Origin of the sequence: Bacillus sp. ABP14 (assembly GCF_001831375.1) — a bacterium.
Taxonomy (GTDB): domain Bacteria; phylum Bacillota; class Bacilli; order Bacillales; family Bacillaceae_G; genus Bacillus_A; species Bacillus_A paranthracis.
Genome location: NZ_CP017016.1, coordinates 1,010,734 through 1,025,903, shown reverse-complemented (window position 1 = coordinate 1,025,903; position 15,170 = coordinate 1,010,734). Strand labels below are relative to the sequence as shown.

Sequence of the window (15,170 nt, the reverse complement as noted above, 5' to 3'; positions counted from 1 at the left end):
GAAAAAAGTTAAGGAGCGAAAAGATGAACCATTATTTTATTGCTATTTATGACGGTGAATTTCCTGCCGAAAAATTACATACCATTTTACAATCTAAGCACACTTTTACTGACCTAAACGTCCGCACCATTTCAATCTCCTCACCAAGACCTTTCACATTATTAGTTGGCGAAGAACAAGATGTACTTACAACTGAACTTACAGACAAATACCACTTATTAACGAAAGAGTTGCAAACAATCAAGCAGCAAGAAAAGTACTACTATGTATACGATTATAAAATTAGAAAGACCATCGGGAATCCTACCCAAAAATGCTTTCCATTCGCACAAATCCATATAAGTGTTACGAAATTCCATCAGATGATTCAAAAAGTAAAAGACTTAAAACAACCTGTATTTGCAGGTTATAACATCATTTCTCATGATGCAGACATACTTACGATTGATGTACTTCTTTCTTCACCTGTATTGGATCCTAACACTTCCGAAAAAGACGCGGAAGAATACGCCTATTTACAGCAGCTAGCTGAATCAATTTCTCGTTCTGAATTATGTATTTCTATTAAAGAGAGTGCACTTATTTAAACACGAAAAGAGGGTTATTTATCATACCCCTCTTCTGCTCTCTATTTATGTCTATACTTGATCATAATAATACAATCTTTTACATGCAATTTATATAAGTATCAAGGTGTTTTTCTTATTCTAAACGACATATCTTTACGTCGATATACACTCAGTACGATTCCCATTAAAAGCGCATGAAATACAGTTGGTGTTAATCCATAACTAATAAAAGGTAATAATATAGCGGTAATCGGTAATAAACCTAAAATCATACCAACGTTATAAAGGAATTGAACTACGAAAAGAGTCATTCCTCCAATGAGAAGCAATTTACCATACCGGTCATTTATTGTATAAGATATGAACATTAACCGTGCTACAAAAAGAGAAAGAATTAAAACAAGGACCAGTGCAAGCACATATCCATAATAATAAGTCAAACTTGCAAATACAAAATCACTATCTGGATTAGGGATGAGCTTTACATCTCCATATGTACCAAACCACCCTGCTGACGACATTACCTCTTTTAAACGTATATACATAAATCCTGCGCCCTGTGCATCACGCTCTGGATTCAAATACCCTAAAAATCTATCCAAATAAACTCCTTTTACTGTGGCCCAGGAAAAATAGGCCCCTATAATCAATAAACAGATTGGTACAATTGTAATAATTAATGCCTTTTTCTTCCCTAACTTACTCCACCAAAGCATAACGAATACCATCGTGATATAAATAAAAATCACTGAAAAAGCTGCGCCAATTAAGAATAAATACAAAGAAAATAAATACAACACTACAAGATACCTAACTTTCAATCTATTGTTATTGAAAAAAGAAGCCCAAGCCAGAAAAAAGAACGGTACTGACATTAAACGATCAATTGCAATAGGACCAACTTTTATTATCGGTTCTCCAAGTATCGAATCGTTCGGAAAACAGTATATCATTAACAAGATAAGTACTCCAATTGTGTAAAACAGCCACCCTAATCTCTCTAACTTCCGATAATCAATCAGCATCATCCCTAACGCTGTTGCAATACCAAGAACAACAGCTATCACCTTATCCATTAGTAAATCATTCATGTATCCAAAGGCTATAACCGGCAAAAACCCTAACCCCATCGCAGCCACTAATAAACCAATTAAAAACCAATCAACCTTTGGCTTATGAAGTTTGTTAAGTTCCTGCCCCAGTTTAATCGGACTCCCCATTTGTTCAACGGCCTTATCTTCAGCAACTTCCTCACTTAACCCTTTTTCTATCCACATATTCTTCGCCTGTTTTAAGTGAAAGTCTAGTTCCGTTGCCACCAAGTCCTTCGCTTCTTTTGATTTAATATGGTTCGTAACCTCTTTTAAAAAACGCTCCCCTTTTTTGTTCAATTTGTTCTCACTCCTGTACTAATCCTTTTAATATAAATCGTGCCTTCGTAGCATTCTTCTCTGCCTTTCGTACCATCTTGTTTCCTTTATCATTTAATTGATAATATTTAGCTCCCGCGTGGTCCCAGCTAGATTGGATAAAGCGATTCTGCTCTAGCCGATGTAATAAAGTGTATAGAGACCCTTCATCACCTTCGAATTTTTGAATCCCTCTCCCCCGCAACAGCTGCATCAATTCATAACCTGTTTTTTCATTCATAAGAAGTTGCAACACTGCTAAAAGGATATCTTCTTCTTTCTCGGACGATTGATTGATTTTTTCGCGCACCCGCTTTTGGTGCTGATCAGAAAAACTCAAATGTTTAAACGTTGTGTTCTCCATTGATTTTCGCAAACCTTTTAATCGATCTTCCATGTGATTATTCCTCCAATCCTTTCTTCAAAAGTTCCTTCGCTTTTTTCAGTCTCGTTTTTATCGTGTTTTCCTTCACTTCTATTACAATCGCAATCTCTTTAATTGATAACTCTTCATAATAAAATAAATAAATCACTTCTCGATATTTGATCGGTAAATTCATTACTGCAGAAGTCAGTTCACGATCCTCCGCATTTTGAATGACAGTTTGTTCCACACTTTCTTTTTGACTCCCCATATACGTAAAGTCATCCTCTGTCACGATAACTTTTTTGTTATACCAACTTTTTAAATAGTCCTTACAATGATTGATTGCAATTCTCCATAACCATGTTTTTAAGTTCGAATTCCCTTTATATGTATGAAGAGATTTATAGCATTTCACAAATATATCTTGCGTTAAATCCTCCGCAACCTCTTTATTATTCACATATGAATACACAAGCTGTAAGACTTCTTGTCCATACTTGTTCATGATTTCGTCGATAAGGTCCTCCTTATCTTCTATTTCAAACGCTTCTACCGTTAATTCATCCACAGCATTTCCTCCTTCCCATATATTAGACGACGCACTGTATGGAAAAGTTTTATAAATTAAATAAAAAAATGTAATTGATAATAACATTTTTTATAAAACACTTCCTCAGCAAATTACATATAATAAACCGAATAGTTATTACACTACATTCACCTAAAGAGCGTCTTTCTCCCAAGGCGCTCTTTCATTTTGAAATTCTTCTTCAAAAACCGCTAAATAAAAAAGAACCCATTTAATCAGGGTCCCCCTTCTTCCTAACACTCACTTAAAGAATCTAATATCTCATAGCCATACAAAGAGGGCTTCATAATATCAAAACCGATAAATTCTTCATACTTCTTATCCGAAAAATAAAATACGATATTATGAAATAACACTTTTTGCAAATGAGTATCCTGAGAAAGTCTAAATGAGTATATGTATGTATTATCATTTGAAGTTTTCTTTATATATATTTTACTCTTATTTGTTAATTCTTTTAATTTACGAGCATTTTCTCCAAAAAACTCTATCCCCACTATACGATCGAATTGATCTATATCTAAATTTAATGTCGGATTTTCTTCCAATTCTTCAGTTGATTCAATCTCAATTTCTGAAGTGAATGGAATTACATACAGATATGCCATCTGGATTGCAGGGTCGTAAGTAATTAATTTTTTCATGATACACCTCATATCGGTATCTTATTTTTTTGTATTACACTTATCTCAATAAACTAAATATTAGGTTTTCGAGTTATAAAATACAAGTATAGTATTTGAATTTCTATACATAACGCAGCTGCTTGCTATTGTTGATCTACTGCTTTTCTAGTTCTGTTGTTTATTTCATCTGAACGTTGTTATCATTATCCTTATTTTTTAGTTATGTTTGTTTATTTAACAAGGTTGAATGAAAACCTTAACTTGTAGGCGGTCACAAATAAGTTGTATATGACAAAACACGCTTTACACACTACCCAACCATTTAAAACTAGGGCTTTTCATCCATTTGTCTTGTTCCCTATTTTAAAACATAATACAATTAAACTGTAACTTAATAAGCTATAACTAGTAGGTGTGGTAATCATCTCTTCCATTTTGAAAAAAGGGGGGAGGTGATAATATGATCGCGATGTTTGTAATGAAATTAATGTACGGTATCCTAACCGGAGCTGGCGTTGTCATCGGTAGAAGATACGTCGGTCCGTGGCTAATTTCTGTATACAAAAAAGCGAGAACCACCCTGCTTCGTGGAAAAGGTAAGGGCGGTTCTCGGCTAAAACGTTAATGTAATTGTCTTATAACCGCACCTACTACCACCACAATAGCAAGTTAGGTTACAAAGGCAGAAGTTTCTCAGGCTTCTGTCTTCTTTATTTTATGCAAAATTCATACTATATACTCTACCATCATTGTAACACATTTTATTTATTTTTAGTCAAGATAAAAAACACCTGAAGAGGTTCTCTTCAGGTGTTTCTCTATTTTACGCTAATGCAGCTGCTTGTTCTTGTTGGTCTACAGGAACGACAGCGTCTGTTAATGCTTTTTCTAGTTCTGCTGTGTGTTTCATTTGCTCTTCTTTGCTCCAGCCTAGTTTCGCAGCCATGTAGTTGATTACTGCTTCTTTCCACTCGTATACCCAGTGGATGTTGAAGAATACAGCACCTCTGCGGCGTACGAAGAAGTCAACTGGTTTTGCTGTCATTTCGTAATCCATTGCGTATACAAGTGGGATTAGAACGTCTAGCGGCATGTTGTATTCTTTCGCTTCATCTTTATGTTTTTTCGCTAAGTCGAATAGTATGTCAACGTTAGAGCCGTAGAATTTCGCGAATTCTTCTGCTTGTGCTGTCGTTAAACCGTATTTTGTACCTTCGCCTGCTTTTTTCGCAATAAATGCTGGTAATCCTTTAGAGCCATCTACATGTCCACCAGAGATTGGCATATGTTTCGTTGTGCTCTTCGGATATGCACTATGACCTTCTTTTTGTAGTAAATTCGTTACGTAGTCTACTACCATTTCAGCCATTTTGCGGTATCCTGTTAATTTACCACCTGCGATTGTAATTAAACCAGATTCAGAAGTCCAAATTTCGTCTTTACGAGAAATTTCAGATGCACTCTTACCTTCTTCATAAATTAACGGACGTACACCAGCCCAGCTTGATTCGATGTCTTTTTCCGTAATTTTTACGCTTGGGAACATATAGTTAATCGCATTAATGATGTATGTGCGATCTTCTGTTGTCATTTGTGGTACAGCTGCATCTTTATCATAGAACGTATCTGTTGTACCTACATATGTTTTTCCTCCGCGCGGAATCGCGAATACCATACGTTTATCTGGTGTATCGAAGTAAATCGCTTGACCTAATGGGAAACGTTTTTGATCAATTACTAAGTGAACACCTTTTGATAACTGAAGTACTTTCCCTTTTTTCGAGTTATCTTTTTCACGAAGTGTATCTACCCAAGGACCCGCTGCGTTTACAATTTTCTTACCGTAAACTTCATATACTTCTCCGTCTAGTAAATCGATTACACGTACACCACATACTTTTCCATCTTTATATAAGAAACCGTCTACTTTTGCGTAGTTAACAGCTTTTGCGCCGTGTTCAATTGCTTCTTTCATTACTTCAATTGTAAGACGCGCATCATCAGTGCGATATTCAACGTAGTAACCGCCGCCTTTTAATCCTTCTTGTTTTACAAGAGGCTCTTTCTTCAGCGTTTCTTCACGGCTAAACATTTTTCTGCGCTCGCTTCGTTTTACACCTGCTAAGAAGTCGTATACACGAAGACCAATTGATGTACTGAATGATCCGAACGTACCACCTGTATGGAACGGAAGTAACATCCACTCTGGTGTTGTTACATGGGGACCGTTCTCATATACGATCGCACGCTCTTTACCCACCTCTGCTACCATTTTCACTTCAAGTTGTTTTAAATAACGTAGACCACCGTGTACAAGCTTCGTTGAACGACTTGATGTACCTGCTGCAAAGTCCTGCATTTCAAACACAATTGTTGATAACCCGCGTGTTGCTCCATCTAATGCAATACCAGAACCAGTAATACCTCCACCAATTACGATCACATCTAATTCTTGTTTATTTACTCCGTTTAATACGTCTTTACGTTGTTTACTTGAAAATTTCATGGTAATTCCTCCCTTTGATAACGAAAAAAGAGACCACAAACTCCGCTATAGATTTCGCCTCTATAGCGTGTTGTGGTCTCTCCAAATCTCCTACCGAATTATTAACTTGTCACCATTATAACACTGTTTATGATTATTTGAAAGCTTTTGTTGCTTCAATTGCTTTTTTCCATCCAGCATATAGCTCTTCGCTTGTTTTCGCTTCCATCGTTGGTTCAAAGCGTTTGTCCATATGCCACTGTTCTTTAATTTCATCTTGGTTTTTCCAATATCCAACCGCAAGACCAGCTAAGTACGCTGCACCTAAAGCTGTTGTTTCATTGATTACTGGACGCTCTACAGGAACGTCTAAAATATCACTTTGGAACTTCATTAAGAAGTTATTTTTAACTGCCCCGCCGTCAACGCGTAATGTTTTTAGTTCAATACCTGAATCTGCTTCCATTGCGCATAATACGTCTTTTGTTTGGTAAGCTAAAGATTCTAGTGTTGCACGAATGAAGTGCTCTTTCGTCGTACCGCGTGTTACACCAAACATAGCACCGCGTACTTCACTATCCCAGTAAGGTGTACCTAATCCTACGAATGCTGGTACAACGTATACACCGTCAGTTGATTCAACACGAGAAGCATACACTTCACTCTCACTTGCATCTTTAAACATGCGCATTCCGTCACGTAACCACTGAATTGCAGAACCTGCTACGAAAATACTTCCTTCTAATGCATATTTTACTTTACCATCTATTCCCCATGCAATTGTTGTTAATAGACCATGCTCAGAAGCTACTGCTTTTTCACCAGTGTTCATTAACATGAAGCAACCAGTTCCGTAAGTATTTTTCGCCATACCTTCACCGAAACAAGCTTGTCCAAATAATGCTGCTTGTTGGTCACCAGCTACACCGGCAATCGGTACATTTTGACCGAAGAAGTGATAGTCAATTGTTTCTCCATACACTTCAGATGATGGACGTACTTCTGGAAGCATGCTCTTTGGTACTGTTAACATTTCTAGAAGCTCATCATCCCACTGTAAGTCGTGGATGTTAAACATTAATGTACGTGATGCATTTGAGTAATCCGTTACGTGCGCTTTACCACCAGATAGTTTCCATACAAGCCACGAATCAATTGTTCCGAATAATAGATCGCCGTTTTCTGCTTTCTCTCTTGCACCTTCAACGTTATCTAAAATCCATTTTACTTTCGTACCAGAGAAGTATGCATCAATTAAAAGACCTGTTTTTTCGCGAACCATTTCGCCATAACCTTTTTCTTTTAACTCATCACAAATTTCAGCTGTTTGGCGAGATTGCCATACGATTGCGTTGTAAATTGGTTTACTAGTTGTTTTATCCCATACAACCGTTGTTTCACGTTGGTTCGTAATACCGATACCAGCGATTTGTTCTGGTTTTACATCAGCTTCACTTAAACAAGTTGCGATAACTGCTAAAATAGATCCCCAAATTTCCTGCGCGTTATGCTCTACCCAGCCCGGCTTTGGAAAATGTTGTGTAAATTCTTTTTGAGCTGAATGAACAATTTCACCTTTTTTATTGAAAAGAATTGCGCGTGAGCTAGTTGTTCCTTGGTCTAATGAAAGAATATATTTTTTCATATCGGTTTCCCCCTTATGCTACTTTTCTACTATTTGTATTGCTTCCACTTTTTTTGCTTGTCATATAAGAGATTGCTAGTACAATCACTGTTGCAATAATCACATAAATAAGTGCTGCATTTTGTTTTCCTTCAAATACAACTTGATGGAATAATCCTGCAAGTGATCCACCTAAAATCGGACCTACTACTGGAATCCATGCATACTTCCAGTTTGAACCGCCTTTTCCTGCAATCGGAAGGAAGAAGTGTGCGATACGCGGGCCTAAATCACGTGCTGGGTTGATTGCGTATCCTGTCGTTCCACCTAATGATAAACCAATACTTACAATTAAGAAACCTACGATGAATGGATTTAATCCATCTGCAAATTTATTTGCACCAATTGCTAATATACCAAATACTAAAACGAATGTTCCAATCATTTCACTTAAAAGGTTTGCAAATGTGTTCGGAATTGCTGGACCTGTTGCAAATACGCCTAACTTTGTTCCTGGATCTTCTGTTTCTTTCCAGTGTGGTAAGTAATGTAAATATACGATAACTGCCCCGATAATTGCCCCAATCATTTGTGCTGCGATATAACCAGGTACGTCACTCCATGGGAACGCTCCCTTAAATGCTAATCCTATCGTTAAAGCTGGATTCAAATGTGCCCCACTAATTGATCCAACCGCATATGCTGCAACCGCTACCGCTAAGCCCCAGCCCATTGTAATTACAATCCAACCAGAATCTTTCGCAAACGACTTCTTTAAACTTACACCAGCACAAACGCCGCCACCAAGTACGATTAACAACGCAGTCCCTATTAACTCTCCTAAAAATGCTGACATAGTATCCCTCCACAATCAATTTAAACGCTTCCAAATGTGATAGAGGTAAAATGAATGGCCATTCGTTTTTATCAAAAGAAAAAGACCCACAGCTTTGCACGCTTCTATATAAATTTATATAGAAACAATGAAATGTGGATCTCTTCTTTTCTCCGTCACGTTTATTAACTTGTCTATAATGTTAACCGTTAATGAAAGCGGTGTCAACAGAATTATTTCACATTTTCGTCACTTTTTTTGGTAATGTTTCCATAGTTCGCGTTTTGATGTCGTAATTGCTGTCGCACCAGCATTTAACGCTTTCTCCACATCATCCACTGTACGAATAAAACCACCCGCTAAAATCGGTACACCAGTACGCTCTTTCACTTCAGCGATAACGTCCGTTAATGCTCCAGGAAGTACCTCTATATAATCCGGTTTCGTCTTATCTAAAAGATTACAACTCTTCTCCATCGCACTCGAATCGATTAAAAAGATGCGTTGTATTGCCACAACACCTTTTTGCTTCGCCTTCATAATCACGCTCGCCTTTGTTGAAAGTAACCCGTACGGTCTAAACTCCTGACATAAATATTCCGTCGCATGCCCATCACTCTGCAAACCATGAATTAAATCCACATGTAAAAACACCTTTTTACAATATTGCTTCGCAAGTGATATAACACTCTTCAATTGACCGACATGAATATCTAAAATAACGATATACTCATACGAACTATGTAATAGCTTTTCCAAATCTTTAATTTGCCTCACTGCCGGCAAAATCTTTTGTTCATGAAATTCCATTCTATATGTCCCCTTCTTTATGTCGTCCTATCCTTTATAGTACACAATTTAAGTGAAAAGAACAGCTAGTGTAGGGGATTTCTTTCATTTTTCTCGTTCTTCTTTTAAGCGTTCACTAAAAATCATACTATGTTTCTCACCTATCTACTTCTAGTATGAGCAAATACATGATGATGAGTAAAGCGAGTTGTCGTTGCGTTGGCTGTGCAACTTGTGCGTTACAGCTTATAATGGTGCTATTTAGTATGTACATTCTATATGCTATGTTCCAATAATAATTTCCCGAACAATAACCGTGCTTCTTAATATTGTCGTTTTGTGTCGGTAAGTCGATATCCTATGTCGAATCGTCGATATATTGAAAAAATCGTTGATATATTTCAAGTTGTGTTCGATATATTTGAAAAATCGTTGATATATTTTAGGAAATAAAACAGTGGATAACAGTACGTTATCCACGCTCCCATAATTATAATAAAACCGAATCCTTATCACTATCCCGATTCCCCTTCTTATCATTTTCCAGAAAGAAAATCATTTTATTCATCTCCCAACTTATACTAGTATCTAGGAAAATAATGAAGAAATACAATTAGAACGAACAAAAAAACCTGTAAAATTTATCACAGAGTTTCTTGCCGATTATTTATTGTTTTGCATACCGAATACGAACGTTATCGTCCATATGATAAATTTGTAATGTGTTTCCATCATAGTAATCAAATCGTCTTAACATATCCTGTTCAATGTCTAATAAATATGTGCATAATCTTCATCAAAAACGCGAACCTTTTGAACATCTTTACTTTCTTCTTTCGAATTAGTTGATTTCCCCTTCGTTTCAGAGGCCTTAGATTTACTTGTTTCTTCTGTCTTTTCTTCTTTATTTGCCGAATCTTTTACTGTAACACAACCACTTAATAATAAAGCAACTGGAACTGCAGCAGCTATTAGTTTCTTCACTTTCATACCTCATAGCCCTTTAAGCCATTTATTCTTAGTTGGTTTTACTACCGATACTCTTCGCTGCTTCTTCAAACAGTTTTGAACCTTCTTGTGCTTTACTTAATGATTGATGCATTTTACTCTCGTCTTCTTGGTCTAATGCATCAAAGAGAAGTTGGAAACAATCCGCATACAGTTCCATCGATTGCTTTATCTTCGCTTGTTCTCCCTGTAATTCAGGAGGCGCTTGTAAATTTTTCAGTTTCTTCGTTGTTGCCTTCGCTCCACCTAAACTCAGTTGTACTTCACTTTTCTTTTGTTTGTATGATTTTACGTCTGAATTTGCTATTCCTTCAATTAATTTCATTGTATCTTCAATTTGAGTAGCACTGTTTATGATATCTGCCTTGTACCTTTCAACATCCGAACCAGTTACCTTACCAGTTGAAGAATTAAAAGAGGAACTTTGTTGACTACTTGATGAACTACTGTTTGTACCTTCACCTTTCGCTACAGATGAGCTATCCTCTTTCTTGCTATCAGTTGACTTACTCTCTTTTTCAGAAGCCTTATTCTCTTTCTCTACCTTTTGTGTTTCTTCTTTCTTTGGTTCATCAGCTTTCTTACCATCCGTTTCAATTGTAATACAACCGCTCAATAACATAACTGGTAATGCTAAACTCACTAATTTCTTTGCCTTCATGATTACTACTACCCCTTTAGTTGTAAAATTGATTGTGAAAAAATTAATATACTTAATTAATAAATTTTCCCCGAATAATTTATTAGAATCTACTACGAATAGATTTCCTGTATATTCACAATCTTTCCATATATATCATTTTACAGAGAATTACATATTTGGTCAAAGGGAATTATGTAGTTTTTAAAGAGACATTTCTACGCGAAAAAAGAAGCTAACAATTCATTGTTAACTTCTCAACTGAAAGCAAAATAGTATCTTTCCTTACCTTCTAATATCTATGTTGTGATTGAATATTTGTAAGATGAACATCATACATATCAATGATTTCAAGAAATCTATCAGCTTCACGGAAAACATGGTCTGCCAATAGTGGGTGAATGATACTCTTTATTTTACATTGCTCAATTAAATCACGTGCTGTCTTCTTAAAATCCCGAAGAGATGCAACCGATACACGATTTTGATCTAAAAATTGATCTAAAAGAGGGACTGTTTGGGATTGTGGTTTCATTGATTCTAAGTCAATTGCTTGATACATTAATGCATCAAAATCATTGCTAAAATTTCGCGCTGTATCTACAAGCTTTCTTTCTGATGGATCAAGAAGATGACCAATAAATTTAGCATGGTCTGCCATAATCCTTAGAAAGAAAACATTTTCTTTAATAATAGCATCAGGAAGAGCATCTAATTTTCCTTCATTTAATTCCATTAAACGTTTTCTAAAATAATCAGCTTCCCTACTCGTATGGTCAACTAACAGTGGAAAGTTATTTTGTCCCGGCAATTTACATGTGAGAATCAACCCTAAAATCTTTCGTTTAAATCCCCAAATATTAGTTGCGGCTTGTTGTACTTCTGCATTAAACCTTTTGATTTGCTCAGGATCTGTTTCATTTGTATAGGAATGCGCTATTTGTTCAATATGTTCAAACAATCGATAAAATTGATTCGCCTCTTCGATTAGTTGCGTATCCTCACATCTAAACCCTAAGCGAAGAAAAAGAGAATGCTCCTTCATGATTCTAGACCAAAAACGAATTTCATTTAATGAACGCTCAACAAACATTACAGATGTAACACCTGTATCCGGATGTAATGAAGTTTCATCCCTATGCATTGTTAATCCCCCCCCCAATAAAATACCCCGCTAGTTCCATTCTTATGAAGAAACATATATATAAATGCCCTCAATAAAAGTTCATGATGAATTTCGTATACATGCTTCCAAAAAAGAAAAAGGCTACCATCTAGATGTAAACTTCTACTAGATAATAGCCTTTCAACATTTCTATTAAAGCAATACAGAATCTTTATCACTATCCTGATTACGTTTCTCGCGTTCCTCTGCTAAACGCTTCATATACACTTCGCCTTCTTTTTCAATAAACTCATTATCCATCTCTTGCTCTTTTTTCGAAGTATATAAAACCATGTAGCCACTTAATACGATCCCAACGATTACAAGATACACCCACCATGGTAAAGTTTCCACTCTACTTCATTCCTTTCCTTAGACAAGCCTTATTAGTTTCACTGTATGAGGAAAGAAGTAGATTTATGCTTAAAATTTTATCATTGTGGATTCTTCGCGAAGAACGCTTGTACATATTCCATAAACTCGATTGGTTCCTGGCGAAACGGCGCATGGTATCCTTTTTCAATAATATGGAACGTACTATTCGCAAATAGCTGATGATACAGTTCACCATTTTTCCAAGAAACGCTCTTATCATTTCTACCCCATATAATTAGAGTCGGCACCTTAATTTTATCGGCTTCCATCGCAATGCGGCGCTCTCTCATTTTCGTCAGCTGATCATAATGCTGTTTATCGTCACGACTATTTTTCACTTCATTTTTATTATAATCCGTAATCTCAGTTACAGTTTGTAAGTCTGTCGATAGCGGCGGCACTTCATAACTTTCTTTTTGCTGGAAAGACTCTATTCCTGTAGAATCCGCTAAAATGAGATGCGTTACTGCATCCGGATATAAATATGCTAAATTCAGTGACATCTCTCCGCCCATCGAATGACCAAGTACTGCGAATTGATCATATCCAAGCTTCTTCATTAACTTATAATATAAATTCACTTGCGCAGGAAACGAATACTCAAAATCAATTGGCTTTGAAGAACGCCCAAACCCTAAAATATCCACTGCAATAATCGTGTGATCTCGCGCAAGTTCCGGATAAATATCACTAAATCCATCAGAAGAACCACCAAACCCGTGCAGCATAAGTAAAGGAGGCTTCCCCTCACCAATTTTCTTAAAATAGATCGTCTGCCCGTCGATTTGTGCCATACTCTCTTTCGTATTCAGCTTCATCATAACAGTATCTTTCACTTCTCCAACCTTCGCGATTGGCTTATCAACGAAGTTACATACGATAAGCAAAACGAGCACAATACCGCTAATCATATAAAACTTAAACCGTTTCAACATTCCCGTCTCCTTTCTCTTGTTGCTATTTAAAGTTTTTACATTTTTTGGTTGTTTTATGATTAATTTCAATTGTAACTACTAAAGTTACAATTACACTAAAAAAATATAACTCATTTCTATTACTAATGGTTGTTTTGTAACTATTATAGTTACATATTTAAAGTAAGTCAATTGTTTTTAGTCGCAAAAAGAAAAGAGACCTCGTTATGAGGTCCCTTCACTTTGTTATTTAATTTAAAAATGGTCAGCGTGTGAATCTTGTTTGCTAATACCGCCACCGTCACCTTTATTGAAGTTGGCTGGTGCTCCTCCATCGCCTCTATTATCTGCTGGTGCTCCGCCTGTTTCACCAATGTTAACGTAGTCTGGTCTTGCTGGCGCTCCACCCGTGTCTCCTCTATTAAAACTAGCATAGTCTGGTTTTACTGGTGCTCCACCAGTATCTCCTTTATTAAAGCTAACATAGTCTGGCCTTGCTGGTGCTCCACCTGTGTCTCCTCTATTTAATGATTGCTCTTGAAACCCAGCCAAAGAATTCAGTCCAATTGACAGTGTAACTACTAAACCGGTAATGAATAAACTAGCCTTTTTCATTTATTTTAACGCTCCCTTTTTGAGAATTCTTTTTTGAGCTTGACTACTAATAAAGAAGTACTTACTAGCTTTTTCATGATTTTCTTCCTGATAAAACTTATAAGCTAATATTTCCATATATTCTTTAACACACTCTAAAAGAGAATGTTCTTCAAAATATAAAATCCCTTCTAAAGTTACTTTCTCTAATTGACTAGCACTGGATTTAATATTCAGCTCTTTTAAAATTATAAATCGATATTGAAATTCTTTATTTTGTAATTTGTTACAAATTCTTAAGCCCAATTCTATTAACTCATCAGCAGTTTCTACCCTACCTAATTTGTAGTTTTCCTCCGCTTCAGTAAAAATTGCTTTAAAATTTTCAGGCATTTTTTGAGTAACTTCGCTTAAATGTCTAATCGCTAAATCAGATAAATCTTGACTGCCGTATAGCCATCCTAAATTATTTCTAACCATTAAAATATATTTTTCATGATTAGCTTGTTGGAAAACATTTAATGCATCATTTAAATTTTCCTCCGCCAATTCAAATTGTCTTAAATCTATACAACATAAACCCAATACATTCTTACATAAAGCCAAATTAATCTCATATCCTGGTTGCTTTGTAAAATCTTCTTTTGCCTTTTTCAAATAATCAATTGCATTAATTTGTTGATAGGAATGATAATAGAAATTCCCCATCCGATAATGAAACTCCGCATGCTCTATCGGATCTGCAATATATTTTAATAACTTCTCAGCTTGCTCATACTGTTCTTTCGCTTCGTTATAATTTGAAATTAATGTACAATGAAACCCTTTAAAAAAGTGATAATAATAAGCTAAAAAGCCCTCTGTTGGAATTTCGAAAGCTTCCACTTTATCAAAACTATCTTCTCTAACCCCAATCCAATCAACTAATGCATCATATCTAAAGTTCAATAACGCATGATAAAGCAATACATCCTGATCCACATCCAGCACACTAATCTTACTATCAATCTCCTCTTTCATTTCCGTGGCTTTCTCTATGTTTTGCTGCAACATTACACGATACCAATCATCTAAAGAATGTTTCATTTGCTCCCGTGTTACTACATCTGCTCCCATACACTCGCATCCCCTTCTCTTCAAACTTACAAAATTAGGATATTTATACAATTATCCAAATTGTA

16 protein-coding genes and 1 pseudogene are annotated in these 15,170 nt (G+C 36.0%); 2 read left to right on the top strand and 15 right to left on the bottom strand.

The features are described from left to right. Window positions 1–23: 23 nt before the first annotated feature. Window positions 24–587 (top strand): hypothetical protein, encoded by a 564-nt coding sequence (locus BGI23_RS05315; protein WP_070805417.1) that lies wholly within the window; start codon window positions 24–26, stop codon window positions 585–587. Window positions 588–688: 101 nt separating this feature from the next. Here BGI23_RS05315 and BGI23_RS05310 read toward each other — a convergent pair whose 3' ends face one another. The 4 genes from BGI23_RS05310 to BGI23_RS05295 form a co-directional block, all read right to left on the bottom strand. Next, the gene (locus BGI23_RS05310; RefSeq protein WP_070805416.1) at window positions 689–1,960 is read right to left on the bottom strand and encodes an FtsW/RodA/SpoVE family cell cycle protein; all 1,272 of its coding nucleotides are present in this window, start codon (window positions 1,958–1,960) and stop codon (window positions 689–691) included. 7 nt (window positions 1,961–1,967) lie between these two features. Then, complete coding sequence (locus BGI23_RS05305) at window positions 1,968–2,375, bottom strand: PadR family transcriptional regulator (protein ID WP_042874536.1); 408 nt, start codon at window positions 2,373–2,375, stop codon at window positions 1,968–1,970. A gap of 4 nt (window positions 2,376–2,379) precedes the next feature. Then, a complete protein-coding gene (locus BGI23_RS05300) occupies window positions 2,380–2,913 on the bottom strand; it encodes a sigma-70 family RNA polymerase sigma factor (RefSeq protein WP_044792647.1) in 534 nt (177 codons plus the stop codon). 254 nt (window positions 2,914–3,167) lie between these two features. Further along, the gene (locus tag BGI23_RS05295; RefSeq protein ID WP_070805415.1) at window positions 3,168–3,578 is read right to left on the bottom strand and encodes a DUF2283 domain-containing protein; all 411 of its coding nucleotides are present in this window, start codon (window positions 3,576–3,578) and stop codon (window positions 3,168–3,170) included. Between the two features lie 442 nt (window positions 3,579–4,020). Between BGI23_RS05295 and BGI23_RS28305 the strand changes: the two genes are divergently transcribed. Continuing rightward, the gene (locus BGI23_RS28305) at window positions 4,021–4,185 is read left to right on the top strand and encodes a hypothetical protein (protein ID WP_000561155.1); all 165 of its coding nucleotides are present in this window, start codon (window positions 4,021–4,023) and stop codon (window positions 4,183–4,185) included. Window positions 4,186–4,383: 198 nt separating this feature from the next. Here BGI23_RS28305 and glpD read toward each other — a convergent pair whose 3' ends face one another. The 11 genes and pseudogenes from glpD to BGI23_RS05235 all read right to left on the bottom strand — a co-directional run bounded on the left by glpD (window position 4,384) and on the right by BGI23_RS05235 (window position 15,105). Further along, on the bottom strand, window positions 4,384–6,066 hold the full coding sequence (gene glpD / locus BGI23_RS05285) for an aerobic glycerol-3-phosphate dehydrogenase (protein WP_070805414.1): 1,683 nt from the start codon (window positions 6,064–6,066) through the stop codon (window positions 4,384–4,386). Between the two features lie 133 nt (window positions 6,067–6,199). Further along, on the bottom strand, window positions 6,200–7,690 hold the full coding sequence (gene glpK / locus BGI23_RS05280; protein WP_070805413.1) for a glycerol kinase GlpK: 1,491 nt from the start codon (window positions 7,688–7,690) through the stop codon (window positions 6,200–6,202). A gap of 13 nt (window positions 7,691–7,703) precedes the next feature. Continuing rightward, complete coding sequence (gene glpF / locus BGI23_RS05275) at window positions 7,704–8,525, bottom strand: glycerol uptake facilitator protein GlpF (RefSeq protein ID WP_001272193.1); 822 nt, start codon at window positions 8,523–8,525, stop codon at window positions 7,704–7,706. Window positions 8,526–8,753: 228 nt separating this feature from the next. After that, complete coding sequence (gene glpP, locus BGI23_RS05270; protein WP_000394283.1) at window positions 8,754–9,314, bottom strand: glycerol uptake operon antiterminator GlpP; 561 nt, start codon at window positions 9,312–9,314, stop codon at window positions 8,754–8,756. A 703-nt stretch (window positions 9,315–10,017) separates the two neighbouring features. Continuing rightward, window positions 10,018–10,283 (bottom strand): annotated as a pseudogene (locus BGI23_RS05265) (DUF3994 domain-containing protein); the annotation flags it as partial. Between the two features lie 28 nt (window positions 10,284–10,311). Beyond that, window positions 10,312–10,962 (bottom strand): DUF7018 domain-containing (lipo)protein, encoded by a 651-nt coding sequence (locus tag BGI23_RS05260; protein WP_070805412.1) that lies wholly within the window; start codon window positions 10,960–10,962, stop codon window positions 10,312–10,314. A 271-nt stretch (window positions 10,963–11,233) separates the two neighbouring features. Then, complete coding sequence (locus BGI23_RS05255) at window positions 11,234–12,085, bottom strand: DUF2935 domain-containing protein (protein ID WP_048554132.1); 852 nt, start codon at window positions 12,083–12,085, stop codon at window positions 11,234–11,236. Between the two features lie 174 nt (window positions 12,086–12,259). After that, window positions 12,260–12,460, bottom strand: coding sequence for a sporulation YhaL family protein (locus BGI23_RS05250; protein WP_000449227.1), 201 nt, complete (start codon window positions 12,458–12,460; stop codon window positions 12,260–12,262). Between the two features lie 80 nt (window positions 12,461–12,540). Continuing rightward, entirely contained in the window at window positions 12,541–13,413 is an 873-nt protein-coding gene (locus BGI23_RS05245) for an alpha/beta fold hydrolase (RefSeq protein WP_157441053.1), read from the bottom strand. Window positions 13,414–13,650: 237 nt separating this feature from the next. Further along, the gene (locus BGI23_RS05240; RefSeq protein ID WP_017561265.1) at window positions 13,651–14,010 is read right to left on the bottom strand and encodes a hypothetical protein; all 360 of its coding nucleotides are present in this window, start codon (window positions 14,008–14,010) and stop codon (window positions 13,651–13,653) included. Continuing rightward, window positions 14,011–15,105 (bottom strand): response regulator aspartate phosphatase, encoded by a 1,095-nt coding sequence (locus BGI23_RS05235; RefSeq protein ID WP_070805410.1) that lies wholly within the window; start codon window positions 15,103–15,105, stop codon window positions 14,011–14,013. Window positions 15,106–15,170: the final 65 nt, after the last annotated feature.

Excerpts from the sequence above, each read along its gene's own strand:
- BGI23_RS05315 (WP_070805417.1), top strand. The coding sequence starts at position 24 with ATGAACCATTATTTTATTGCTATTTATGACGGTGAATTTCCTGCCGAA.
- BGI23_RS05305 (WP_042874536.1), bottom strand. The coding sequence starts at position 2,375 with ATGGAAGATCGATTAAAAGGTTTGCGAAAATCAATGGAGAACACAACG.
- BGI23_RS05295 (WP_070805415.1), bottom strand. The coding sequence starts at position 3,578 with ATGAAAAAATTAATTACTTACGACCCTGCAATCCAGATGGCATATCTG.
- BGI23_RS28305 (WP_000561155.1), top strand. The coding sequence starts at position 4,021 with ATGATCGCGATGTTTGTAATGAAATTAATGTACGGTATCCTAACCGGA.
- glpD (WP_070805414.1), bottom strand. The coding sequence starts at position 6,066 with ATGAAATTTTCAAGTAAACAACGTAAAGACGTATTAAACGGAGTAAAT.
- glpK (WP_070805413.1), bottom strand. The coding sequence starts at position 7,690 with ATGAAAAAATATATTCTTTCATTAGACCAAGGAACAACTAGCTCACGC.
- glpF (WP_001272193.1), bottom strand. The coding sequence starts at position 8,525 with ATGTCAGCATTTTTAGGAGAGTTAATAGGGACTGCGTTGTTAATCGTA.
- glpP (WP_000394283.1), bottom strand. The coding sequence starts at position 9,314 with ATGGAATTTCATGAACAAAAGATTTTGCCGGCAGTGAGGCAAATTAAA.
- BGI23_RS05260 (WP_070805412.1), bottom strand. The coding sequence starts at position 10,962 with ATGAAGGCAAAGAAATTAGTGAGTTTAGCATTACCAGTTATGTTATTG.
- BGI23_RS05255 (WP_048554132.1), bottom strand. The coding sequence starts at position 12,085 with ATGCATAGGGATGAAACTTCATTACATCCGGATACAGGTGTTACATCT.
- BGI23_RS05240 (WP_017561265.1), bottom strand. The coding sequence starts at position 14,010 with ATGAAAAAGGCTAGTTTATTCATTACCGGTTTAGTAGTTACACTGTCA.
- BGI23_RS05235 (WP_070805410.1), bottom strand. The coding sequence starts at position 15,105 with ATGGGAGCAGATGTAGTAACACGGGAGCAAATGAAACATTCTTTAGAT.